Here is a 14,558-nt window from a genome sequence, read left to right as displayed (position 1 = left end):
CCGGATTTCATCGCCCTCGCCCGGCAGCTCATCGCAACAGCACACGGCGCGACCGCCACTGCTTAGCGGAGGACACGCCCTCCCGGCGGGCGGCCGGCTTCGTGGCCGCTGTTGAGAGGCAGCCGTGAAGCGAGCGCCGGAGCGGTGTGCACCGTGCCTGGGCCGAGATCAGTCATGTCGCACAACTCGAAGCCGTAGATCGGTTCTTCCGCACTCGCGGCCGTCAGCGTTTGAAGAACCGATCGCAGCGGCCGCGTCAGTCTGGGCACCTTGCAGAGATCCTCGGCGGGACCGAACGCCTTGAGGAGCTGCGCAGCGGCTCGGCCGAAGTTCGAGCGAAGATCAAGAAAGTCGCGGTCGCCAGGTTCGGTCTCGGCGCCTGATTCAGCGGCGAGTTGGACGACGGCCGCGTGCCGTTCCTCGCTTCCCGTCGCGCGGGATCGGTCGCCCTCCTCCCGCGCTGCTGAGGGCTCGGCCATCCTCGGTGCTCCGAGGCGGGCGTGCCCGCTCGAACCTGCTGAGCTGCCTTGTGGGATTGAGGGCGACCGATGATGGCGAACTTTTAGTACCGTGTCGGTCGATGACCGAGGCGGAGGGTGGTGATCACGGGCGGTGAGTGGATTCGAGGTCCAGATCGGTCAGCTTCGGAATGCGGGCAAGGCGGCGGGATCTGCCGCCGATCAGGCCAGGACGGTGAATCCGGGTGCTGGTCTGGAGGTGATCGCCACAGCATTGCCGGGCGGGGTGGCGGCGTCGAAGGCGGCTGCTCTGGTGTCGGCGTTCAATGACCGCGGCAAGGAGTGGGCGGACGAGATCGACCGGTGGAGCACCTCGATCGCGTCGGTTGCGAAGACCTACTCCGAAAGCGATGACGCTGCCAAGAGAGCCTTCGGCAAATGACGATCACCTACGACGACGTCCGCAAGTGGGACGACAAGCCGGTCGATACGGCGGCCGGTGATCTGCATGGGCGGCAGTACACGTTGATCGGGTTGCAGGATGAGCTCGACGACGCCCGCAGGTTGCCGGACTGGCACGGGACTGCGGGCGAGGAGGCCCGTACGTCGCTGGGTAATACGCGCAACAACGCCGAAGTGTTGATCGCGGAGCTGGCCGCGGTCGAACGGGCGTTGCAGAACGCGGCGGACGACGTGGTGACGTTGAAGGGCCGGGTCGCCAACAACGACTCCCTGGCCAGCACGTACCAGTTCCACATCGGCGGTGACGGCGCGATCGTGGACAACAAGCCCGCCGATCCGCCGCCGAGGTCGCGGATCGAGGCGGAGGACCGCGCCGAGGCGGCCCGGTACCGCGAAGGCATCCGGCAGCAGCTGGTGCAGGAGACCACGGCGATCCTCACGACGGCGAACAACATCGACACCACCCTGTCCCGGGTGATGCAACTCGCCCTGGATCGCCAGATCGGCGACAACGGCGCGACCACCCTGGCCGGCGCCGGCAAGGAAGGGGACATCGAGGCCCAGGTCGTCGACATGGAGCAGTCGCTGCGCGACGCCGGGCTGCTGACCGGGCCGCCCGTGGCCGGCCATTACCGGGAATGGCTGGAGAACGCGGTGCGCCGGGGCGTGTCGGTCGACACGATCAAGAAGATCATCACCGATCACCACATCACGCCGGAGGACTTCTCGATCCTCGACGGCATGGAGGAGATCCGCGAGGACTCCGACGGCGACGGGACCGTCAAGTCGTACTTCCTGATGCCGACCGACATCAGCGGCGACGACGCCGCCAAAGCGGTGCAGATGACCTACATCCTGAATGCCGGCACCGACTACAGCGGAGGCGACTTCGCGCCGACCCCGTACAGCTCCGAGGAACTGCAGCGCATCATCGACCGGCAGAAGGACAACTCGTTCAGCTACGACGACGATGTGGGTTTCGTGCACGGCAACGGCGGCCGGTTGGTGACCACCCCGAACGGCATGATGATGGGCCTGGGCGGCAACCTCATCCAGGACCAGTTCAGCCAGCGCGGCGGAACGACCTGGGGCGACACGTTCATGGTGAACCTCGACGACCCGGACGATCCCGCGCAGCAACTGCGCGAGATGGTGACCTCGGGCAGAGCGTGGTACGAAGGCGACGGCCAGCCGGCACACCCCGGCAACCTCGATCTGGACCGGTTGTTGCACCACGAGGAGCGGCACTCCCAGCAGTGGGCGAACGAGGGTTACACGAAATACGTCACCTCCTACATTTGGGAACAGATCACCGGCGGCAACCAGACCGAGGAAGACGCGGGGCTATCCGATGGTGGGTACTAGAAGGCGGCTGCGGCTCGCCTGCGCCGCCCTGCTGGTGGCGGTGTTGACCGCGGGGTGCGACACGAAGTCGCAGTTCGAGCCGTCGCTGCCGCCGGAGGCCGGGTTCCGTGTCGACGGCGGCGTCCTGAAACTGTGGACGGGCACCCCGTGCGCCGGCGTCATCGGCCTGACGTTGGTCTTCGACAGCGGCACCAAGCAGAGCACCCAACAGGTGTGGACGGCACCGCAGCCGGGAGTGCTTCTGGAGCGCATGGACCTGCTGGCCAGCACCGGAGGTTCCGTGCCGGACACCGCAGGACCTCTGCAGGTGCAGACACCGCTGCCTGCCGGCTACGACTGGACCAAGGCCGGCTCGATCGTTCTCTACGTCAACGGCCCGACGTCGTACGGTGCCACGGCCGACGTCGCCCAGGTGCTCCGCGAGTCGGCCCAGCACCCGTCCAGCGACTACCTGTTCGGCAAGAGCGGCTGGCTGGACGCCTCCGGCGTTCAACGCGAGAACACGAAATCGTTCCTGACCATCTGCACCCCCGATCCGAACCCATGACAGCACCCACCCTGCGGAGCAATACATGGACTCGCCCGATAGCACAACCCGCACCGGCGCCCTGCAGGTAGCGCTTCGGCGCCTCGTGCTCGGCCTGTTCGCCTGCACCGCTGTGGTGATCGCGGTGCTCATCGGCGAGGCGGTGTTCAGCGCCGCCGGATGGATCTCCGATCCGCACGGCTACGGAGTGATCTTCGCAATCCTGTGCGCCGCGGTCCTGACACCGCCCGCGCTCGCACTGTGGCTGCTCTACCAATGGATGCGACGACGTAGCCGCTGACGGCCGGTCGTCCAGGGAAATGGGGCACGATCGGGTGCCACCCAGCCCTGCTTGGCGTGCGGGCCGGCCAGGGTCGCTGAGTGGTAGAAGCGATTCAGTAAGCGCTTGTCGAGGAGGGCGGGATTTTGGTCGGCGAAATGAGCGAAGTTGTCTTCGTGGGTTTCGGAGGCGTGGTGTCCGATGAGTTCAATCCATGCTCGGCTGACCGTCGCGTGGTATTTCTGCGGTGCGCCCGCGTATCGGGCGGTGCGTTGGATGCCGTCGCTGATGAGGTCAATCGCCTGGGGTATTCCGTGTCGGCGCACGGCAAGCCAGGTCAGGTGGACGTGTTCGCGGTGGCCGAACCGCTCAGCAGCGGCCATCACTTGAGCCATCAGTGATTCGAAGGCGGGTGCACCGGCTCCGGATGAACTTGACCTGGGCGTGCTCATGAGGACATTCCCGCCAGCGCTTCCAGGGCCTGCCGCAGGACATCCACGTCGGCCGCCGGCAGATCGCCGAGCGCTCGGTGCTCGATGCGTGTGATGGACTCGCGGATTGTGGTGGCTGCACTGCGGCCGCTCGAGGTGAGCTCGACAACGACGACCCGGCGGTCTCCCGGGCGAGTGCCCCGGCTGATGTAGCCGCGTCGTTCGAGGCGGTCCAGCACGCTGGTGAGTGTCGTGGGGCGCACGCCCACGGCCCTGCCGAGTTCGGAGACGGTACGGCCGCGGCCGTCGGCAAGGTTGGCCATGGCGTTGATCTCGGAGGCGTTCAGATCGAGATCGACGAGTTCGGTGGCAAGTACCTGCAGGGTGGCATGGGTAGCGCGTTGTAAGGCGAGCAGGGCGGACCAGTCGGATGGCACCGACTTAGATATCACGATCTCGGACTATACGATCTCGTTGCATTTACTTCAAGCTCGGCAGGCAAGGGCCTCGGATGCGATCAGTGGGTCACGGATTCCCGTACTTCGTCGGCGTCGCGGTTGACGGCGGACGCGTCGGTAGCCAGATCGGCATCGGTGGCGGGTTGCGGCACGCAGAGCGGCAAGGCCCGAGGTCGTACGGTGACCGTCAGGTCCTTACCGGGGTCGATAAGGTCGCCGTCGAGTTGGCGGGGCTGGGCCCGTCGGCTGCTGATCTGTACGCGGGTGGCGGTGTAGGTCTCCATGCTCGGCACCGACTGCTTACGGCGCAGCACACCCCAGCCGAGGGCGGCCCAGTGTCGCAGGGTCCGCGGGCTGAGGATGGCGACGTCCAGGAGCCCGTCGTCGGGCCGGGCATCATTGAGCAGCCGCATGCCGCCCTGCAGCCGGCCGACGTTGCCGACGATGACAGTGCGGGGCCGGCGGGTGAAGGCCGGTTTGCCATCGAGGGTGATGCGCAGGTGCATAGGGCGGTCGCGCAAATGCTGGGCGGCGCCGGCGGCGTAGGCCAGCCAGCCGATGTGCTTCTTGGCCTTGTCGTTGGTCGCGTCAAGCATGTGGGCGTCGAAACCCATGCCGGCCATGACCGCGAAGGTCTGCTCGCCGACCGCGCCGACATCGATGCGTCGGCGTCCACCCTGCAGCACCACCTCGATGCCGGTGGCGAGGTCGCCGGAGAGCCCGAGGTTGGCGGCCAGCAGGTTGCCAGTGCCGGCGGGCAGCACGGCCAGGGCGACGTCGGAACCGGCGAGGGCGGTCACGCAGGCCATCACGGTGCCGTCGCCGCCGCAGGCGAAGACGAGCTCAGCACCGTCACGCATGGCCCGGGCGGCCTGGCCGGCGCCGGGGTCCTCGACGGTGGTTTCGAGCCACATCGGCTCGGGCCAGCCCGCGGCAGTGAGAGCGTCGGTGATGGTACGACGCAGCTCGCCGAGGTCGGCCACCTTCACGGGGTTCACAACGACGGCTGATCGCAGGGGACCTGGGATGGTCATGACGTCCACGGGAAGTCCTCTCGGTGGGGAAATGCGACCGCCGCCGACCCCGGGTAGCGGTCGGCGGCAGTCGTCAGTGCTCTCAGGCGTCGTTGTGCTCGCGGCTGCCGGACTTCGCCAGGCCGCGGCTGACCAGGTAGCCGATGGTCAGCAGCACGACGAAGAACCAGGCGCGGTCGGCGCGGAAGTAGTCGCCGCCGGAACCGTTGTCGCCGTTGCCGTTGCCGTCGACCACCACGGAGGCGATCAGGACGGCCACGGTGATGACCACGTACGCGATGAACTCGGTGGTCTTGAACGCGGCCTTGGTCTCGGTCGAACGGCGGCGCAGCGCGCCGCTCGTGGAGGCGTCGCTGCGGTTGGTGGTGGTGCTGGACATGTATGTCTCCTGGGGCCGTTTATGCGTGGACCGGCGTACTGCTTTGGCAGCACGGGACTGATGCAGGAAAGCTCCGGAAAGCAACCATCATTCGTTGCCGTCGATGAATGAGTTCCCTCGCTGGACCTATCCAAACAGGACGTATGTCACTCCGGCCGGTCGCCGGTGCCACCTGTTGTGGGGGAGGCGGTTTGCTGATCGCCACCGGGACGAACCGGGCCGGACGTGGCGTGGATGCTGTCGCGGGCGGCCTGGGCGACGGCTGCGGCGGTGATGCCGAATTCCTGGTAGAGGCGTTGGTAGTCGGCGGAGGCGCCGAAGTGTTCCAGGCTGACGATGCGCCCGGCATCGCCGACGACGTCGCGCCAGCCCTGACCGATGCCCGCCTCGACGCTGACCCGCGCCCGTATGGCCGGCGGGAGGACCTGGTCGCGGTACGACAGGGATTGCTGGGCGAACCATTCCCGGCAGGGCATCGACACCACCCGGGCCGTGACACCATCGTTGGCGAGCAGGTCGCGGGCGTCGAGGGCGATCTGCACCTCCGAGCCGGTCGCGATGAGCAGCACGTCGGCGGCGTCATCGGCGCCGGCCAGGACGTACCCGCCGTGGGCCGCGCCGTCCGCGGCTGCGTGTCCGCCGGGGCCGCGGTCGAGTACGGGCAGGTTCTGCCGGGTGAGGATCATCCCGGCGGGCCGGTCGGTGTGCTCCAGGATGGTGCGCCAGCAGACGGTCGTCTCGTTGGCGTCGCCGGGCCGGACTACGTCCAGGCCGGGGATGGCGCGCAGCGCGGCGAGGTGTTCGACGGGCTGGTGGGTGGGGCCGTCCTCACCGAGGCCGATGGAGTCGTGGGTCCACACGTAGGTGGCGGGCAGTTGCATGAGGGCAGCCAGCCGTACCGCAGGGCGCATGTAGTCGCTGAACACCAGGAACGTGCCGCCGTAGGGGCGGGTCAGGCTCTGCAGGGCGATGCCGTTGAGGATCGAGCCCATGGCGTGTTCGCGGATGCCGAAATGCAGGGTCCGGCCGTATGGGTCGCCGGACCAGTTCCGGGTCTGCCGGTCGGCGGGGATGAACGACGGTTCGCCGGCCATGGTGGTGTTGTTGCTCTCGGCCAGGTCCGCCGAACCGCCCCACAGCTCCGGCAGGACCGGGGCGAGCGCGGACAGGATCTCCCCGGACGCCTTGCGGGTCGCCATGCCCTTGGCATCGGGCGCGAAGGTCGGCAGGGCCGCCTCCCAGCCGTCTGGCAGCTGACGCTTGAGCAGGCGGTCCAACAGCGCGGCCCGGTCCGGGTGGGCGGTGCGCCAAGCCTCGAAACCCGGCAACCATTCCTGGTGTACGCGGGCCCCGCGCGCCACGACCGTACGAGTCTGGGTCAGCACGTAGTCCTCGACGGTGAACGAGGCGTCCGGGTCGAAGCCGAGCAGCCGCTTGGTCGCGGCGACCTCGTCGGCGCCGAGGGCCGCTCCGTGCGCCTTGCCGCTGTTCTGCAGGGTGGGTGCGGGCCAGCCGATGATGGTGCGCAGTTTGATCAGTGACGGCCGGCCGGTTTCCGCCTTGGCGGCCTCGATCGCGGCGTGCAGGGCGTCGATGTCTTCGACGTATTCGCCGGTGCTGGTCCAGTCGACGGTCTGCACGTCCCAGCCGTAAGCGGCGTAGCGGGCGGGGACGTCCTCGCTGAACGAGATGTCGGTGTCGTCCTCGATGGAGATGTGGTTGGCGTCGTAGAACGCCACCAGGTTGCCCAACTGCTGGTGCCCGGCCAGGGAGCTGGCCTCGGCGGTGACACCCTCCATGAGGTCGCCGTCGGAGACGATGACGTACACGTGGTGGTCGAACGGGCTCGCACCCGGCGCGGCGTCCGGGTCGAGCAGGCCACGCTCGCGGCGGGCGGCCATGGCCATGCCGACGGCGCTGGCCAGGCCCTGGCCGAGAGGTCCGGTGGTGATCTCGACACCGCGGGTGTGCCGGTACTCGGGGTGTCCTGGCGTGGCGGAACCCCAGGTACGCAGAGCGCGCAGGTCATCGAGTTCCAGGCCGTAGCCGCTGAGGTAGAGCTGGGTGTAGAGGGTGAGGCTGGTGTGCCCGGCGGACAGCACGAACCGGTCCCGGCCGAGCCACTGGTCGTCGTTCGGGTCGTGCCGCATGACGTCGTGGAAGAGCAGGTAGGCCAGCGGTGCCAGGCTCATCGCGGTGCCCGGGTGGCCGTTGCCGACCTTCTGGACGGCGTCGGCGGCGAGCAGCCGGGCGGTGTCCACGGCGCGGACATCGAGCGCGTCCCAGCCCACGGTGTCCGCGACCGGGGCAGGTACCTGTCGGGGGAGCGGAGTTGCGGTAGGGCGGAGCTGCATCATGCGATCTCCTCAGTGCTGCGGTGGCGTTCGCGCGGCGTCGGCATCGACGGTCAGCGTGCTGAACGGGAGGTCCGGCGAACCATGGCGTCGGGATCGGCACGGGTGACGCGGCTTCGCCGTCGGACAAGAGAATTGCTCCGACCGGACGGGAGCGCGGAACGCGCCGGACATGGCGTGATGTGATTGCGCCTGTTGAAAGGGTGCCCAGGGTGCGGGCCGGTAAACCCGCGGCGCGGGCCCGCTACGGAACGTCAGCCGTGCCGGACTAGGGCGCCGAACTGCAGCAGCACGTCTCTGCGCGCCTCCGCGCCAGCTCCGAGTGGTTTCCCCGGTGCGTCCGATCGGCCCGGAGCGGGACGGGTGTTGCCGAAAGGCAGCCGCCGCGATCAGGCATTTCGTGGAGTCCTCACACGAGCGTCCGGCCGCGTGACGGGCAGCCTTCATCTTCGCCGCGCGTGGAGTCGGGGACGCACGGTGGAGGGCTTGCCGGCTCGTCTCGCAGGGTGGCGATGGTTGCCATGTCGGTCACCAGCAAGACCTTTTGAATCTCCGGCTGGGGTCGCCAGAGGACGATTTCGGCGCTGCTGGACAAGAACTGGCGGATCCGCACGATGAAGTTCGGTAACGTCGCGCAGGCGAAGCTGAGCTCGGAGAGGTCAATCAGCACGCTGATCGGCGTCAGCGTTCTCAGCCAGTCGACGGTCGAGGACAGGGCAGCGGTTGCTGCCAGGTCGATCTCGCCGGCCAGGCTCAGGTGGACACGTCGGTCCACGCCGGCCAGAGCGCGAATGGTGATTGTCCGCTCGCGGTCGGACGTTTCAAAGACGCCATCAGGGCTCGGGAGCACGCTTCCGCCTTGGTGAGGCTAGCTGCATGCCGAGGTCTGGGGCAGCGGCCCCAACACCGGAGCCACGCCAGTCATCGTAACGCCGGAGCATCAGTTCCGCCCGGCGTGCAGAATCGAATTGCCCCGCGGGCGTGAAGGCCCCTGTGTCGATGCCTTAGAGTCCCGCCCGGTCCTGGTCTCCGATCTGGCCGACGACGCACCGGCCCGTTGGCCGATGTACGGTCCCGCCGCTCACGAGGGCGGAGTTCGAGCTGTTTTCGCGTTTCCGCTGCAGATGGGCGCTGCCCGCCTGGGTGTCCTGGATGTTTTTCGATATCAGATCGGGGGCATTGTCCGCCGATCAGCTCAGTGAATCTCAACGGGCGTCGGGGCCGAGATCCTCGCGCAATGTGGCCAGCGCCCGCGCGATGATCCGGGAGATGTGCATCTGGGAGACGCCGATCTGCCCGGCGATTTCGGTCTGGGTCTGGTCGCCGCAAAAGCGCAGCGTCAGGATGCGGCGGTCCCGGTCGTTGAGGCGCCGCAGCGCCGGCCCGAGGGCGAGCCGCGCTTCGGTGAGTTCGTATCCAAGCTCGTCGCTGCCGAGGGCGTCGCCGACCTCGTGCCTGCCCTCGGCGTTAGCCAGACCTGACAAGGACGTGGCGCTGTAGGCGCGTGCGCCTTCCAGTCCTTCCAGGACCTCCTCCTCGGTCACCTTCAGGTGGGCGGCAACCTCGGCCACCGTCGGCAAGTGCCCGAGGGAGTGGATCAGGACGCTGTTGGCGTCATTGATCGCCATCCGCATCTCCTGCAGGCGGCGCGGTACCCGGATCGACCAGGCGTGATCGCGGAAGTACCTTTTGATCTCGCCGAGAATGGTGGGGATCGCGTACGCGACGAAGTCGACGCTGTGGCCGGGGTCGAAGCGGTCGACAGCCTTGATCAACCCGATCATCGCGGTCTGCGTCAGATCATCTTGAGACTCACCGCGACCGGCATACCGGCGGGCCAGCCGCGTGGCCATCGGCGCCCAGGCCTGAATCGCCTGGTCACGCAATGAACACCGGGAGGGATGTCCCGTCGGGAGAGCGGCGAGCGCGGTGATCAACGCGTCGGCACGGCGATCGTCCGCGGCGGACCGGGAGACGAACTGGTCGGGGGTGCCGATGGCCGGTGGGGTCGAACGCATGATGCTTCCTCTCGGACGCATCGATGCGGGATGCCTACCTGGCGGAACAGGGTGGAGCCCGCAGCGACGCACGCTGACAGATCTCGGCACCTTGTTTGAACCGACCGGCACACACTAGCTGAAAGGCTGAGCGATTACTAGCCGAAAGTATGAGCCCGCCCGCGGGTGACTCGTCCAACCGAGTAGGGTTTGCGGCCGGACGGCGTCTCCGATGCGAAAGCGTGCTCACCATGACAGACGACTACCCCCTCGAACCGTCCGTCGCCTTTGCCGAACTCGGTCGGATCAAACTCGCCGAGACAGACCTCACCGGTGTCCTCGAGCAGGTCTCCGGACTGGCGAAACGGGCCGTACCGGGTGCCGCCGAGGTCTCTGTGACCCTGGTTCGCGGCCAGGGAGCGTATACCCCAGCCTTCACCGGGGACCTGGCGCTGGCCCTTGACGAGTTCCAGTACGAGCAGGGACACGGGCCGTGCCTGGACGCCTCGGCCTCGATGGATACGCTGACGCTGTCGGACATGAGCACCGAACCGCGATGGCCACAATGGGCTTCGAGAGCACTCGCCCAGGGCGTCCACAGCTCCTTGGCGGTCGGATTGCCAGTTCACGAGGCCGTCAGCGGCGCACTCAACATCTACGCAACCAAGCCCCAGGCCTTCGACGAGGATGCGATCGTCATCGCGCAGACTTTCGCCGGTTACGCGGCTGTGGCGCTGGCGAATGCCCACGTGTACGACGCCGCCGCCACGCTGTCCCAGAATCTGCAGGCAGCGATGGTCAGCAGGGCAGTCATCGAGCAGGCCAAGGGCATCATCATGGCGGATCAGCACTGTTCGGCCGATGAGGCGTTCCGGATCCTGACCAGGCTTTCGCAGAACACCAACCGCAAGGTTCGCGAAGTCGCCGCCGCCGTGGTCGCCCGGAGCCAGGAGCCGTCGAAGCGGTAGCGCCGAGCCATCACCACGGAGAGGGCTCGCCATCGGCTCTGGTCATTGCGTTGCTTGTTTCAGCTGCAGGGTATGACAGTCTTGTGAGAGAAGTTCGCATGGCGTTGCCCCGCGGTGCGCCCGCAGCGCCTGCTCGCCGGGCCGTCGAGGCCACCTTGCTGGTCTGGGGCTTCGCCGACGGCGCCGCCGACGCGTTGCTGGTGACCACCGAACTGGTGCAGAACATCGCCCAGCACACGCCCAGCGGTGGGGAACTACGCCTGCTGCTTCAGCCGGCTTCGATCCTGATAGAAGCCGTGGACGCCGACCCCACGTTGCCTCAACTCCGAGATCTCGACGTCCACCGTGCCGGTGGACGAGGGCTGCTCCTCGTCGCCGCGGTATCGCTTACCTGGGGCTGCCGAAATACGACATGGGAAGGCCACGCCGGTAAGGTCATCTGGGCTGAGCTCGCCCTGCCCGGTAACGGGAGTATCGATATGCCACCGAACACCAGGTCAGTTCCAGATGGCAGGCCGGATGAGAATCGGGATAGCGGGGTCTCCGGCACGTTGCTCGCTTAGCTGTCTTCGGTCTCTGCGCTGGTGTCCTCGGCGTTGTTCAGCCGGTCTCTCGCCTGCTCGTAGGCGCTGAACTGGGCGGCTCGTTCGGATTCGTCCAGACGTTCGTACCAGTTGGTGAAGCCCTGCAATCCGGGTTGGAGGGCCGCCGAGTATTCGGAGGCGCTGAGGAAGTCGCGTAGCTGGGCGTCTCCGCGGCGTACGTCGGTGGCCATCTCGCGCAGGCGTTCGTCGTCGCCGTTTTTCTCGATGTGGGCCAGGAGCCGGTCGATGATGCGCTGGTCGCCGAAGTCGGTCATTCGATCCCGCTACCCGGGTGGTGGTAGGCGGCGCCGGGCAGCGGGTACTGCGCCAGGATGCCGGTGTCGGCGGACAATGCCTGGATTTCGCCGACGACGGTGCCGACGATCGTGGACGCGGTGGCGATGAGTTTGCGGGCGGCGTCGGCCGCTTCGGCGATCTTGTAGGCCTCGTACGCGGCAACGCCCCAGCCGGTGACGAACCCGACGCCGGTCTCGATCGTTGCCGTGCCGGCCGACGCCGCGACCGCGCCGATCATGGCGGCGTCCATGATGTCCTTCATCAACCCCGAGACGGTTTCGCCGATGCGGAAGGTGCCTTCGGCCGCTTTCTCGTACGCGTCGGCCAGCGCGGTCAGCGAGATGCGTTGCGAGGCGATCGTGGAGCTGAGGTTGCCGAAGTACATGAAGGCGGCGTCGTTGGCGTTGCCGTCCCAGGAGTAGTCGAGCTCGACGTTGCCGTGCGAGACGTTGATGCCGAGTTCGCCCATGGCGCCGCCGAGGTTGCGGAAGGCGCCGGCCGCTTGCCAGACCTGCTCCCAGTCGCCGGCGAAGACCTTGGCGGCTTCGCCGAAGATGTCGTAGCCGACCACCGACTTCACGAATTCGTTGACGATGTGCGACGGGCTGAGCCAGTCGAGCACGCCGGCCGGGTTGGAGAACGGCTGGCCGAGGATCGATTCGGTGCGCTCGGCGGGATCGCGGAGCTGGCCGATCGGATCGGCGACGTCGTCGAAGGCCACGTCAGTCCCTCCGCAGGGGTGGGCGGACGGTCTCGGGATAGCTGTCGTCCAGCTTCGCGGCGGCAGCGTCGTCCGACTGTGCGTAGCGCGTCGCGGTCTCGGCCATCTCGTCGCGTGACTCGCCCAGCAGGGTCACCAGATGATCGAGCATCGCGCCGACCTTCTGCTGCACCCCGGCGTGCTCGTAGCAGAGCGGATTGATCAGCCCTTCGGCCACCGGTGAAAGGGTCGGCACGTTGGCCGTGAAATAGGTCTTGCACTGTTCGGCGTCGCTGGACGCGCGGCCCAGTAGAGCCGCGTATCCATGCAGCGCGATCGGTTCTACCGAAAATGTCATGATGCCCCCGCTACCTTGATTCGTCCGGAAGTCAGGTCGCCAGCGCCCGGATGCCGTACAGCAGCAGATCCCCGACCAGGACGACGATTGCTCCGATCTTGAGGAACCGGGCCGACACCTCACGGTCCGCGGCGAACATGCTGCGCAGGACGAGCCCGAGCCCGACGAGATTGACCGGCCCGGCGATGAACACCGGCACCGCGGCCCCGTCCGGCGCGTCCGGCTGAGTCGCCAGCAGCGTCATCATCAGCAATGGCGCGACCGCCAGAAACGCCACGCCCAGGCCTAGGTACCAGCGAAGCTGCCGTGTTTCGTCGATCTCTGCCAACTGTCGTTGCCCCCGAACCGGCCGAGTTTCCCCAGAGGATAACGACATCGATCCGCTGCAGGGCACCCTGACGGTGCGGCGGCAGCTGGTGGTCGAGGATCCCGGAATCCGGGTTGTCGGGCAACTCTCGAGTTCTTTCCGGCATTCGTGGTGTCCCCGAGCTGCTGACCTGGTGGCTGCGTGCCGAGCAGCGTCAGGCCCAGAGCACCTTGTTCAGCAAGGCGAGTTTTCTGCGGTAGTTCTTCGACTTCCTGGAGCTGCGCTATCAGGGCGACATCCACGCTCTGACCGGTTATGTGGTCAGCCAGCCGGACGCGCCGCTGCTGCCCAGCGAGCGCCGCGACCGGCATACGGGCCGGTGCATGCGGGCAGGAGCCAACGCGTTGCGCACCGGCCCGGCCGACGCGGTTCTCCGGTGGTTGCCCGCCTGGCAGGGCCGGTTGTCGCCGCACGGGCTGCGGCACTTCTGCGCGTCGTCGCCGTACGCGCGGGGCGTGGACCTCAAAGCAGTACAGGAGTTGCTGGGCCACTCATGGCTGTCCACAACGACTGCTGGTCCGCGAACCCCACCAGGTCGAGGCTGCTGTCAGAACTACCCGGCAGTCAAGCCGTGCCATCCGCGAAGACCGCATCCTCGACGAGGCCCACGCCACCGGCGGCGACGTTCGACGCCTCGCAGACCTGTTCGGCCTGAGCATTCGAGCCGGCACCCGCTACACCAACGCCGTCAGCCACCCCGACCTCGAGGGCGACGCTCCATCCTGACCCATAACGAGGGAAATCGGTCGCCAACGATAGGCTCTCGCGGGGAAAATACGGGGGCCTGTGGACCTCATCCCCGCCAAGGAGCCAGCCCACCGGCCTAGCGACAGCCCGGCCATTGCCCGGGCGTCGCGGCACGCTCCCGGACCCGTCAACCGCACGGCGGTGTCCGACGCACGCAGCCTCGACCTGCGACGAACACCTGGCCACGGCCGGGCTCATCAGCTGCGCTCGTTCCTGCTCGGGGTGCTCGATCAGCCGGGCTTGCGCCACTTGAAGGGATAGCCAGCCACCATGACCGATACCGATCGAGAATGCTGCGCATCACGTTCGGCCCGGACGCCGAGCTCTACGACAAATGCGGTCCCAGCTACCCGCCCCCGTTGTTCACCGCGTTCCACTGGCTTGACCCCGACGTGCGCATGATCAAAGCCGCTGACCTGCTGCGGCCCGACGGATCTCTCGGCATCGTCTCGACTCACCACATCGCCGGCGGGACGAACGCCTTCTTCGCCGACGCACAACGATGCTATGAACGCTTCGACCCCACAACACCCCCGGCATGCGCCTGACAATCGATGACGGGACCCCCGAGGAAGCGGCAGAGTTCGGTCGATCCGCACGATTCGGACCTGTCGAATTCCGGCGCCCGGGCGAGCGCCGACCGAATCGAGCAGATTCTGTGGCGAGCCAGGCCGTCGACCGGGTGGGTGTTACGGGTTACCGCCATGGCCGCCATCGCCACCGTCCGGGATGAGCCCGCCGAGCCCTTTGTCGTGCTCCTCGGAAATGGCTCCGAGGGTTTCGAGGAAGTCGT

Annotated in this window: 20 protein-coding genes; 8 read left to right on the top strand and 12 right to left on the bottom strand. The window is 67.4% G+C overall.

The features are described 5' to 3' along the window. Positions 1-62: 62 nt before the first annotated feature. Positions 63-479, bottom strand: coding sequence for a hypothetical protein (locus Ato02nite_RS49485; protein WP_213013702.1), 417 nt, complete (start codon positions 477-479; stop codon positions 63-65). A gap of 133 nt (positions 480-612) precedes the next feature. On the opposite strand from Ato02nite_RS49485, the gene Ato02nite_RS49480 reads away from it, so the two are divergent. The 4 genes from Ato02nite_RS49480 to Ato02nite_RS49465 are packed head-to-tail and all read left to right on the top strand — an operon-like array spanning position 613 to position 3,112. Beyond that, the gene (locus tag Ato02nite_RS49480; RefSeq protein ID WP_213013701.1) at positions 613-900 is read left to right on the top strand and encodes a hypothetical protein; all 288 of its coding nucleotides are present in this window, start codon (positions 613-615) and stop codon (positions 898-900) included. Then, on the top strand, positions 897-2,285 hold the full coding sequence (locus tag Ato02nite_RS49475) for a hypothetical protein (protein WP_213013700.1): 1,389 nt from the start codon (positions 897-899) through the stop codon (positions 2,283-2,285). The genes Ato02nite_RS49480 and Ato02nite_RS49475 overlap by 4 nt, the downstream gene beginning before the upstream one ends. Further along, positions 2,272-2,832, top strand: a complete 561-nt coding sequence (locus Ato02nite_RS49470; protein ID WP_213013699.1) for a hypothetical protein — start codon at positions 2,272-2,274, stop codon at positions 2,830-2,832. Before Ato02nite_RS49475 ends, Ato02nite_RS49470 begins: the two co-directional genes overlap by 14 nt. 25 nt (positions 2,833-2,857) lie before the next feature. Next, positions 2,858-3,112 (top strand): hypothetical protein, encoded by a 255-nt coding sequence (locus tag Ato02nite_RS49465; protein WP_213013698.1) that lies wholly within the window; start codon positions 2,858-2,860, stop codon positions 3,110-3,112. Here the strand turns inward: Ato02nite_RS49465 and Ato02nite_RS49460 are convergent. The 7 genes from Ato02nite_RS49460 to Ato02nite_RS49430 form a co-directional block, all read right to left on the bottom strand. Continuing rightward, positions 3,082-3,486, bottom strand: coding sequence for a hypothetical protein (locus Ato02nite_RS49460; RefSeq protein WP_246608227.1), 405 nt, complete (start codon positions 3,484-3,486; stop codon positions 3,082-3,084). The genes Ato02nite_RS49465 and Ato02nite_RS49460 overlap by 31 nt on opposite strands. 53 nt (positions 3,487-3,539) lie before the next feature. Continuing rightward, positions 3,540-3,974 carry a MarR family winged helix-turn-helix transcriptional regulator gene (locus tag Ato02nite_RS49455; protein ID WP_246608226.1) on the bottom strand — a complete coding sequence of 145 codons (435 nt, stop codon included), beginning with the start codon at positions 3,972-3,974 and terminating at the stop codon, positions 3,540-3,542. Between the two features lie 65 nt (positions 3,975-4,039). Beyond that, positions 4,040-5,014: a diacylglycerol/lipid kinase family protein gene (locus Ato02nite_RS49450; RefSeq protein ID WP_213013697.1), complete on the bottom strand. Its 975-nt coding sequence runs from the start codon at positions 5,012-5,014 to the stop codon at positions 4,040-4,042. Positions 5,015-5,096: 82 nt separating this feature from the next. Then, positions 5,097-5,393: a hypothetical protein gene (locus Ato02nite_RS49445; RefSeq protein ID WP_213013696.1), complete on the bottom strand. Its 297-nt coding sequence runs from the start codon at positions 5,391-5,393 to the stop codon at positions 5,097-5,099. 146 nt (positions 5,394-5,539) lie between these two features. After that, complete coding sequence (gene tkt / locus Ato02nite_RS49440; protein ID WP_213013704.1) at positions 5,540-7,747, bottom strand: transketolase; 2,208 nt, start codon at positions 7,745-7,747, stop codon at positions 5,540-5,542. 409 nt (positions 7,748-8,156) lie between these two features. Continuing rightward, positions 8,157-8,597 (bottom strand): STAS domain-containing protein, encoded by a 441-nt coding sequence (locus tag Ato02nite_RS49435; protein ID WP_213013695.1) that lies wholly within the window; start codon positions 8,595-8,597, stop codon positions 8,157-8,159. A 355-nt stretch (positions 8,598-8,952) separates the two neighbouring features. After that, positions 8,953-9,765, bottom strand: coding sequence for a SigB/SigF/SigG family RNA polymerase sigma factor (locus Ato02nite_RS49430; RefSeq protein ID WP_213013703.1), 813 nt, complete (start codon positions 9,763-9,765; stop codon positions 8,953-8,955). A 230-nt stretch (positions 9,766-9,995) separates the two neighbouring features. On the opposite strand from Ato02nite_RS49430, the gene Ato02nite_RS49425 reads away from it, so the two are divergent. Both Ato02nite_RS49425 and Ato02nite_RS49420 read left to right on the top strand, forming a co-directional pair. Next, positions 9,996-10,712, top strand: coding sequence for a GAF and ANTAR domain-containing protein (locus tag Ato02nite_RS49425; protein ID WP_213013694.1), 717 nt, complete (start codon positions 9,996-9,998; stop codon positions 10,710-10,712). A 98-nt stretch (positions 10,713-10,810) separates the two neighbouring features. Beyond that, the gene (locus tag Ato02nite_RS49420; RefSeq protein WP_213013693.1) at positions 10,811-11,275 is read left to right on the top strand and encodes an ATP-binding protein; all 465 of its coding nucleotides are present in this window, start codon (positions 10,811-10,813) and stop codon (positions 11,273-11,275) included. On the opposite strand, the gene Ato02nite_RS49415 is transcribed toward Ato02nite_RS49420, so the two are convergent. From Ato02nite_RS49415 to Ato02nite_RS49400, 4 genes are read right to left on the bottom strand one after another with little or no spacing between them, the layout of a single operon-like run. Beyond that, complete coding sequence (locus Ato02nite_RS49415; protein ID WP_213013692.1) at positions 11,272-11,571, bottom strand: hypothetical protein; 300 nt, start codon at positions 11,569-11,571, stop codon at positions 11,272-11,274. The genes Ato02nite_RS49420 and Ato02nite_RS49415 overlap by 4 nt on opposite strands. Then, positions 11,568-12,314: a hypothetical protein gene (locus Ato02nite_RS49410; protein ID WP_213013691.1), complete on the bottom strand. Its 747-nt coding sequence runs from the start codon at positions 12,312-12,314 to the stop codon at positions 11,568-11,570. The genes Ato02nite_RS49415 and Ato02nite_RS49410 overlap by 4 nt, the downstream gene beginning before the upstream one ends. Position 12,315: 1 nt before the next feature. Beyond that, positions 12,316-12,651, bottom strand: coding sequence for a hypothetical protein (locus Ato02nite_RS49405; protein ID WP_213013690.1), 336 nt, complete (start codon positions 12,649-12,651; stop codon positions 12,316-12,318). 31 nt (positions 12,652-12,682) lie between these two features. Continuing rightward, a complete protein-coding gene (locus tag Ato02nite_RS49400; RefSeq protein WP_213013689.1) occupies positions 12,683-12,928 on the bottom strand; it encodes a hypothetical protein in 246 nt (81 codons plus the stop codon). Between the two features lie 413 nt (positions 12,929-13,341). On the opposite strand from Ato02nite_RS49400, the gene Ato02nite_RS53430 reads away from it, so the two are divergent. After that, positions 13,342-13,845, top strand: a complete 504-nt coding sequence (locus Ato02nite_RS53430; protein WP_246608225.1) for a tyrosine-type recombinase/integrase — start codon at positions 13,342-13,344, stop codon at positions 13,843-13,845. Positions 13,846-14,055: 210 nt separating this feature from the next. Next, positions 14,056-14,313 (top strand): hypothetical protein, encoded by a 258-nt coding sequence (locus Ato02nite_RS49390; protein ID WP_213013688.1) that lies wholly within the window; start codon positions 14,056-14,058, stop codon positions 14,311-14,313. Positions 14,314-14,558: the final 245 nt, after the last annotated feature.

Origin of the sequence: Paractinoplanes toevensis (assembly GCF_018332695.1) — a bacterium.
Lineage (GTDB): Bacteria > Actinomycetota > Actinomycetes > Mycobacteriales > Micromonosporaceae > Actinoplanes > Actinoplanes toevensis.
This window is presented reverse-complemented; position numbering and strand designations above follow the sequence as displayed.

Excerpts from the sequence above, each read along its gene's own strand:
- Ato02nite_RS49450 (WP_213013697.1), bottom strand. The coding sequence starts at position 5,014 with ATGACCATCCCAGGTCCCCTGCGATCAGCCGTCGTTGTGAACCCCGTG.
- Ato02nite_RS49430 (WP_213013703.1), bottom strand. The coding sequence starts at position 9,765 with ATGCGTTCGACCCCACCGGCCATCGGCACCCCCGACCAGTTCGTCTCC.
- Ato02nite_RS49460 (WP_246608227.1), bottom strand. The coding sequence starts at position 3,486 with ATGGCTCAAGTGATGGCCGCTGCTGAGCGGTTCGGCCACCGCGAACAC.
- Ato02nite_RS49445 (WP_213013696.1), bottom strand. The coding sequence starts at position 5,393 with ATGTCCAGCACCACCACCAACCGCAGCGACGCCTCCACGAGCGGCGCG.
- Ato02nite_RS49465 (WP_213013698.1), top strand. The coding sequence starts at position 2,858 with ATGGACTCGCCCGATAGCACAACCCGCACCGGCGCCCTGCAGGTAGCG.
- Ato02nite_RS49405 (WP_213013690.1), bottom strand. The coding sequence starts at position 12,651 with ATGACATTTTCGGTAGAACCGATCGCGCTGCATGGATACGCGGCTCTA.
- Ato02nite_RS49425 (WP_213013694.1), top strand. The coding sequence starts at position 9,996 with ATGACAGACGACTACCCCCTCGAACCGTCCGTCGCCTTTGCCGAACTC.
- Ato02nite_RS49485 (WP_213013702.1), bottom strand. The coding sequence starts at position 479 with ATGGCCGAGCCCTCAGCAGCGCGGGAGGAGGGCGACCGATCCCGCGCG.
- tkt (WP_213013704.1), bottom strand. The coding sequence starts at position 7,747 with ATGCAGCTCCGCCCTACCGCAACTCCGCTCCCCCGACAGGTACCTGCC.
- Ato02nite_RS49415 (WP_213013692.1), bottom strand. The coding sequence starts at position 11,571 with ATGACCGACTTCGGCGACCAGCGCATCATCGACCGGCTCCTGGCCCAC.
- Ato02nite_RS49475 (WP_213013700.1), top strand. The coding sequence starts at position 897 with ATGACGATCACCTACGACGACGTCCGCAAGTGGGACGACAAGCCGGTC.
- Ato02nite_RS49470 (WP_213013699.1), top strand. The coding sequence starts at position 2,272 with ATGGTGGGTACTAGAAGGCGGCTGCGGCTCGCCTGCGCCGCCCTGCTG.
- Ato02nite_RS49390 (WP_213013688.1), top strand. The coding sequence starts at position 14,056 with ATGCTGCGCATCACGTTCGGCCCGGACGCCGAGCTCTACGACAAATGC.
- Ato02nite_RS53430 (WP_246608225.1), top strand. The coding sequence starts at position 13,342 with ATGCGGGCAGGAGCCAACGCGTTGCGCACCGGCCCGGCCGACGCGGTT.
- Ato02nite_RS49420 (WP_213013693.1), top strand. The coding sequence starts at position 10,811 with ATGGCGTTGCCCCGCGGTGCGCCCGCAGCGCCTGCTCGCCGGGCCGTC.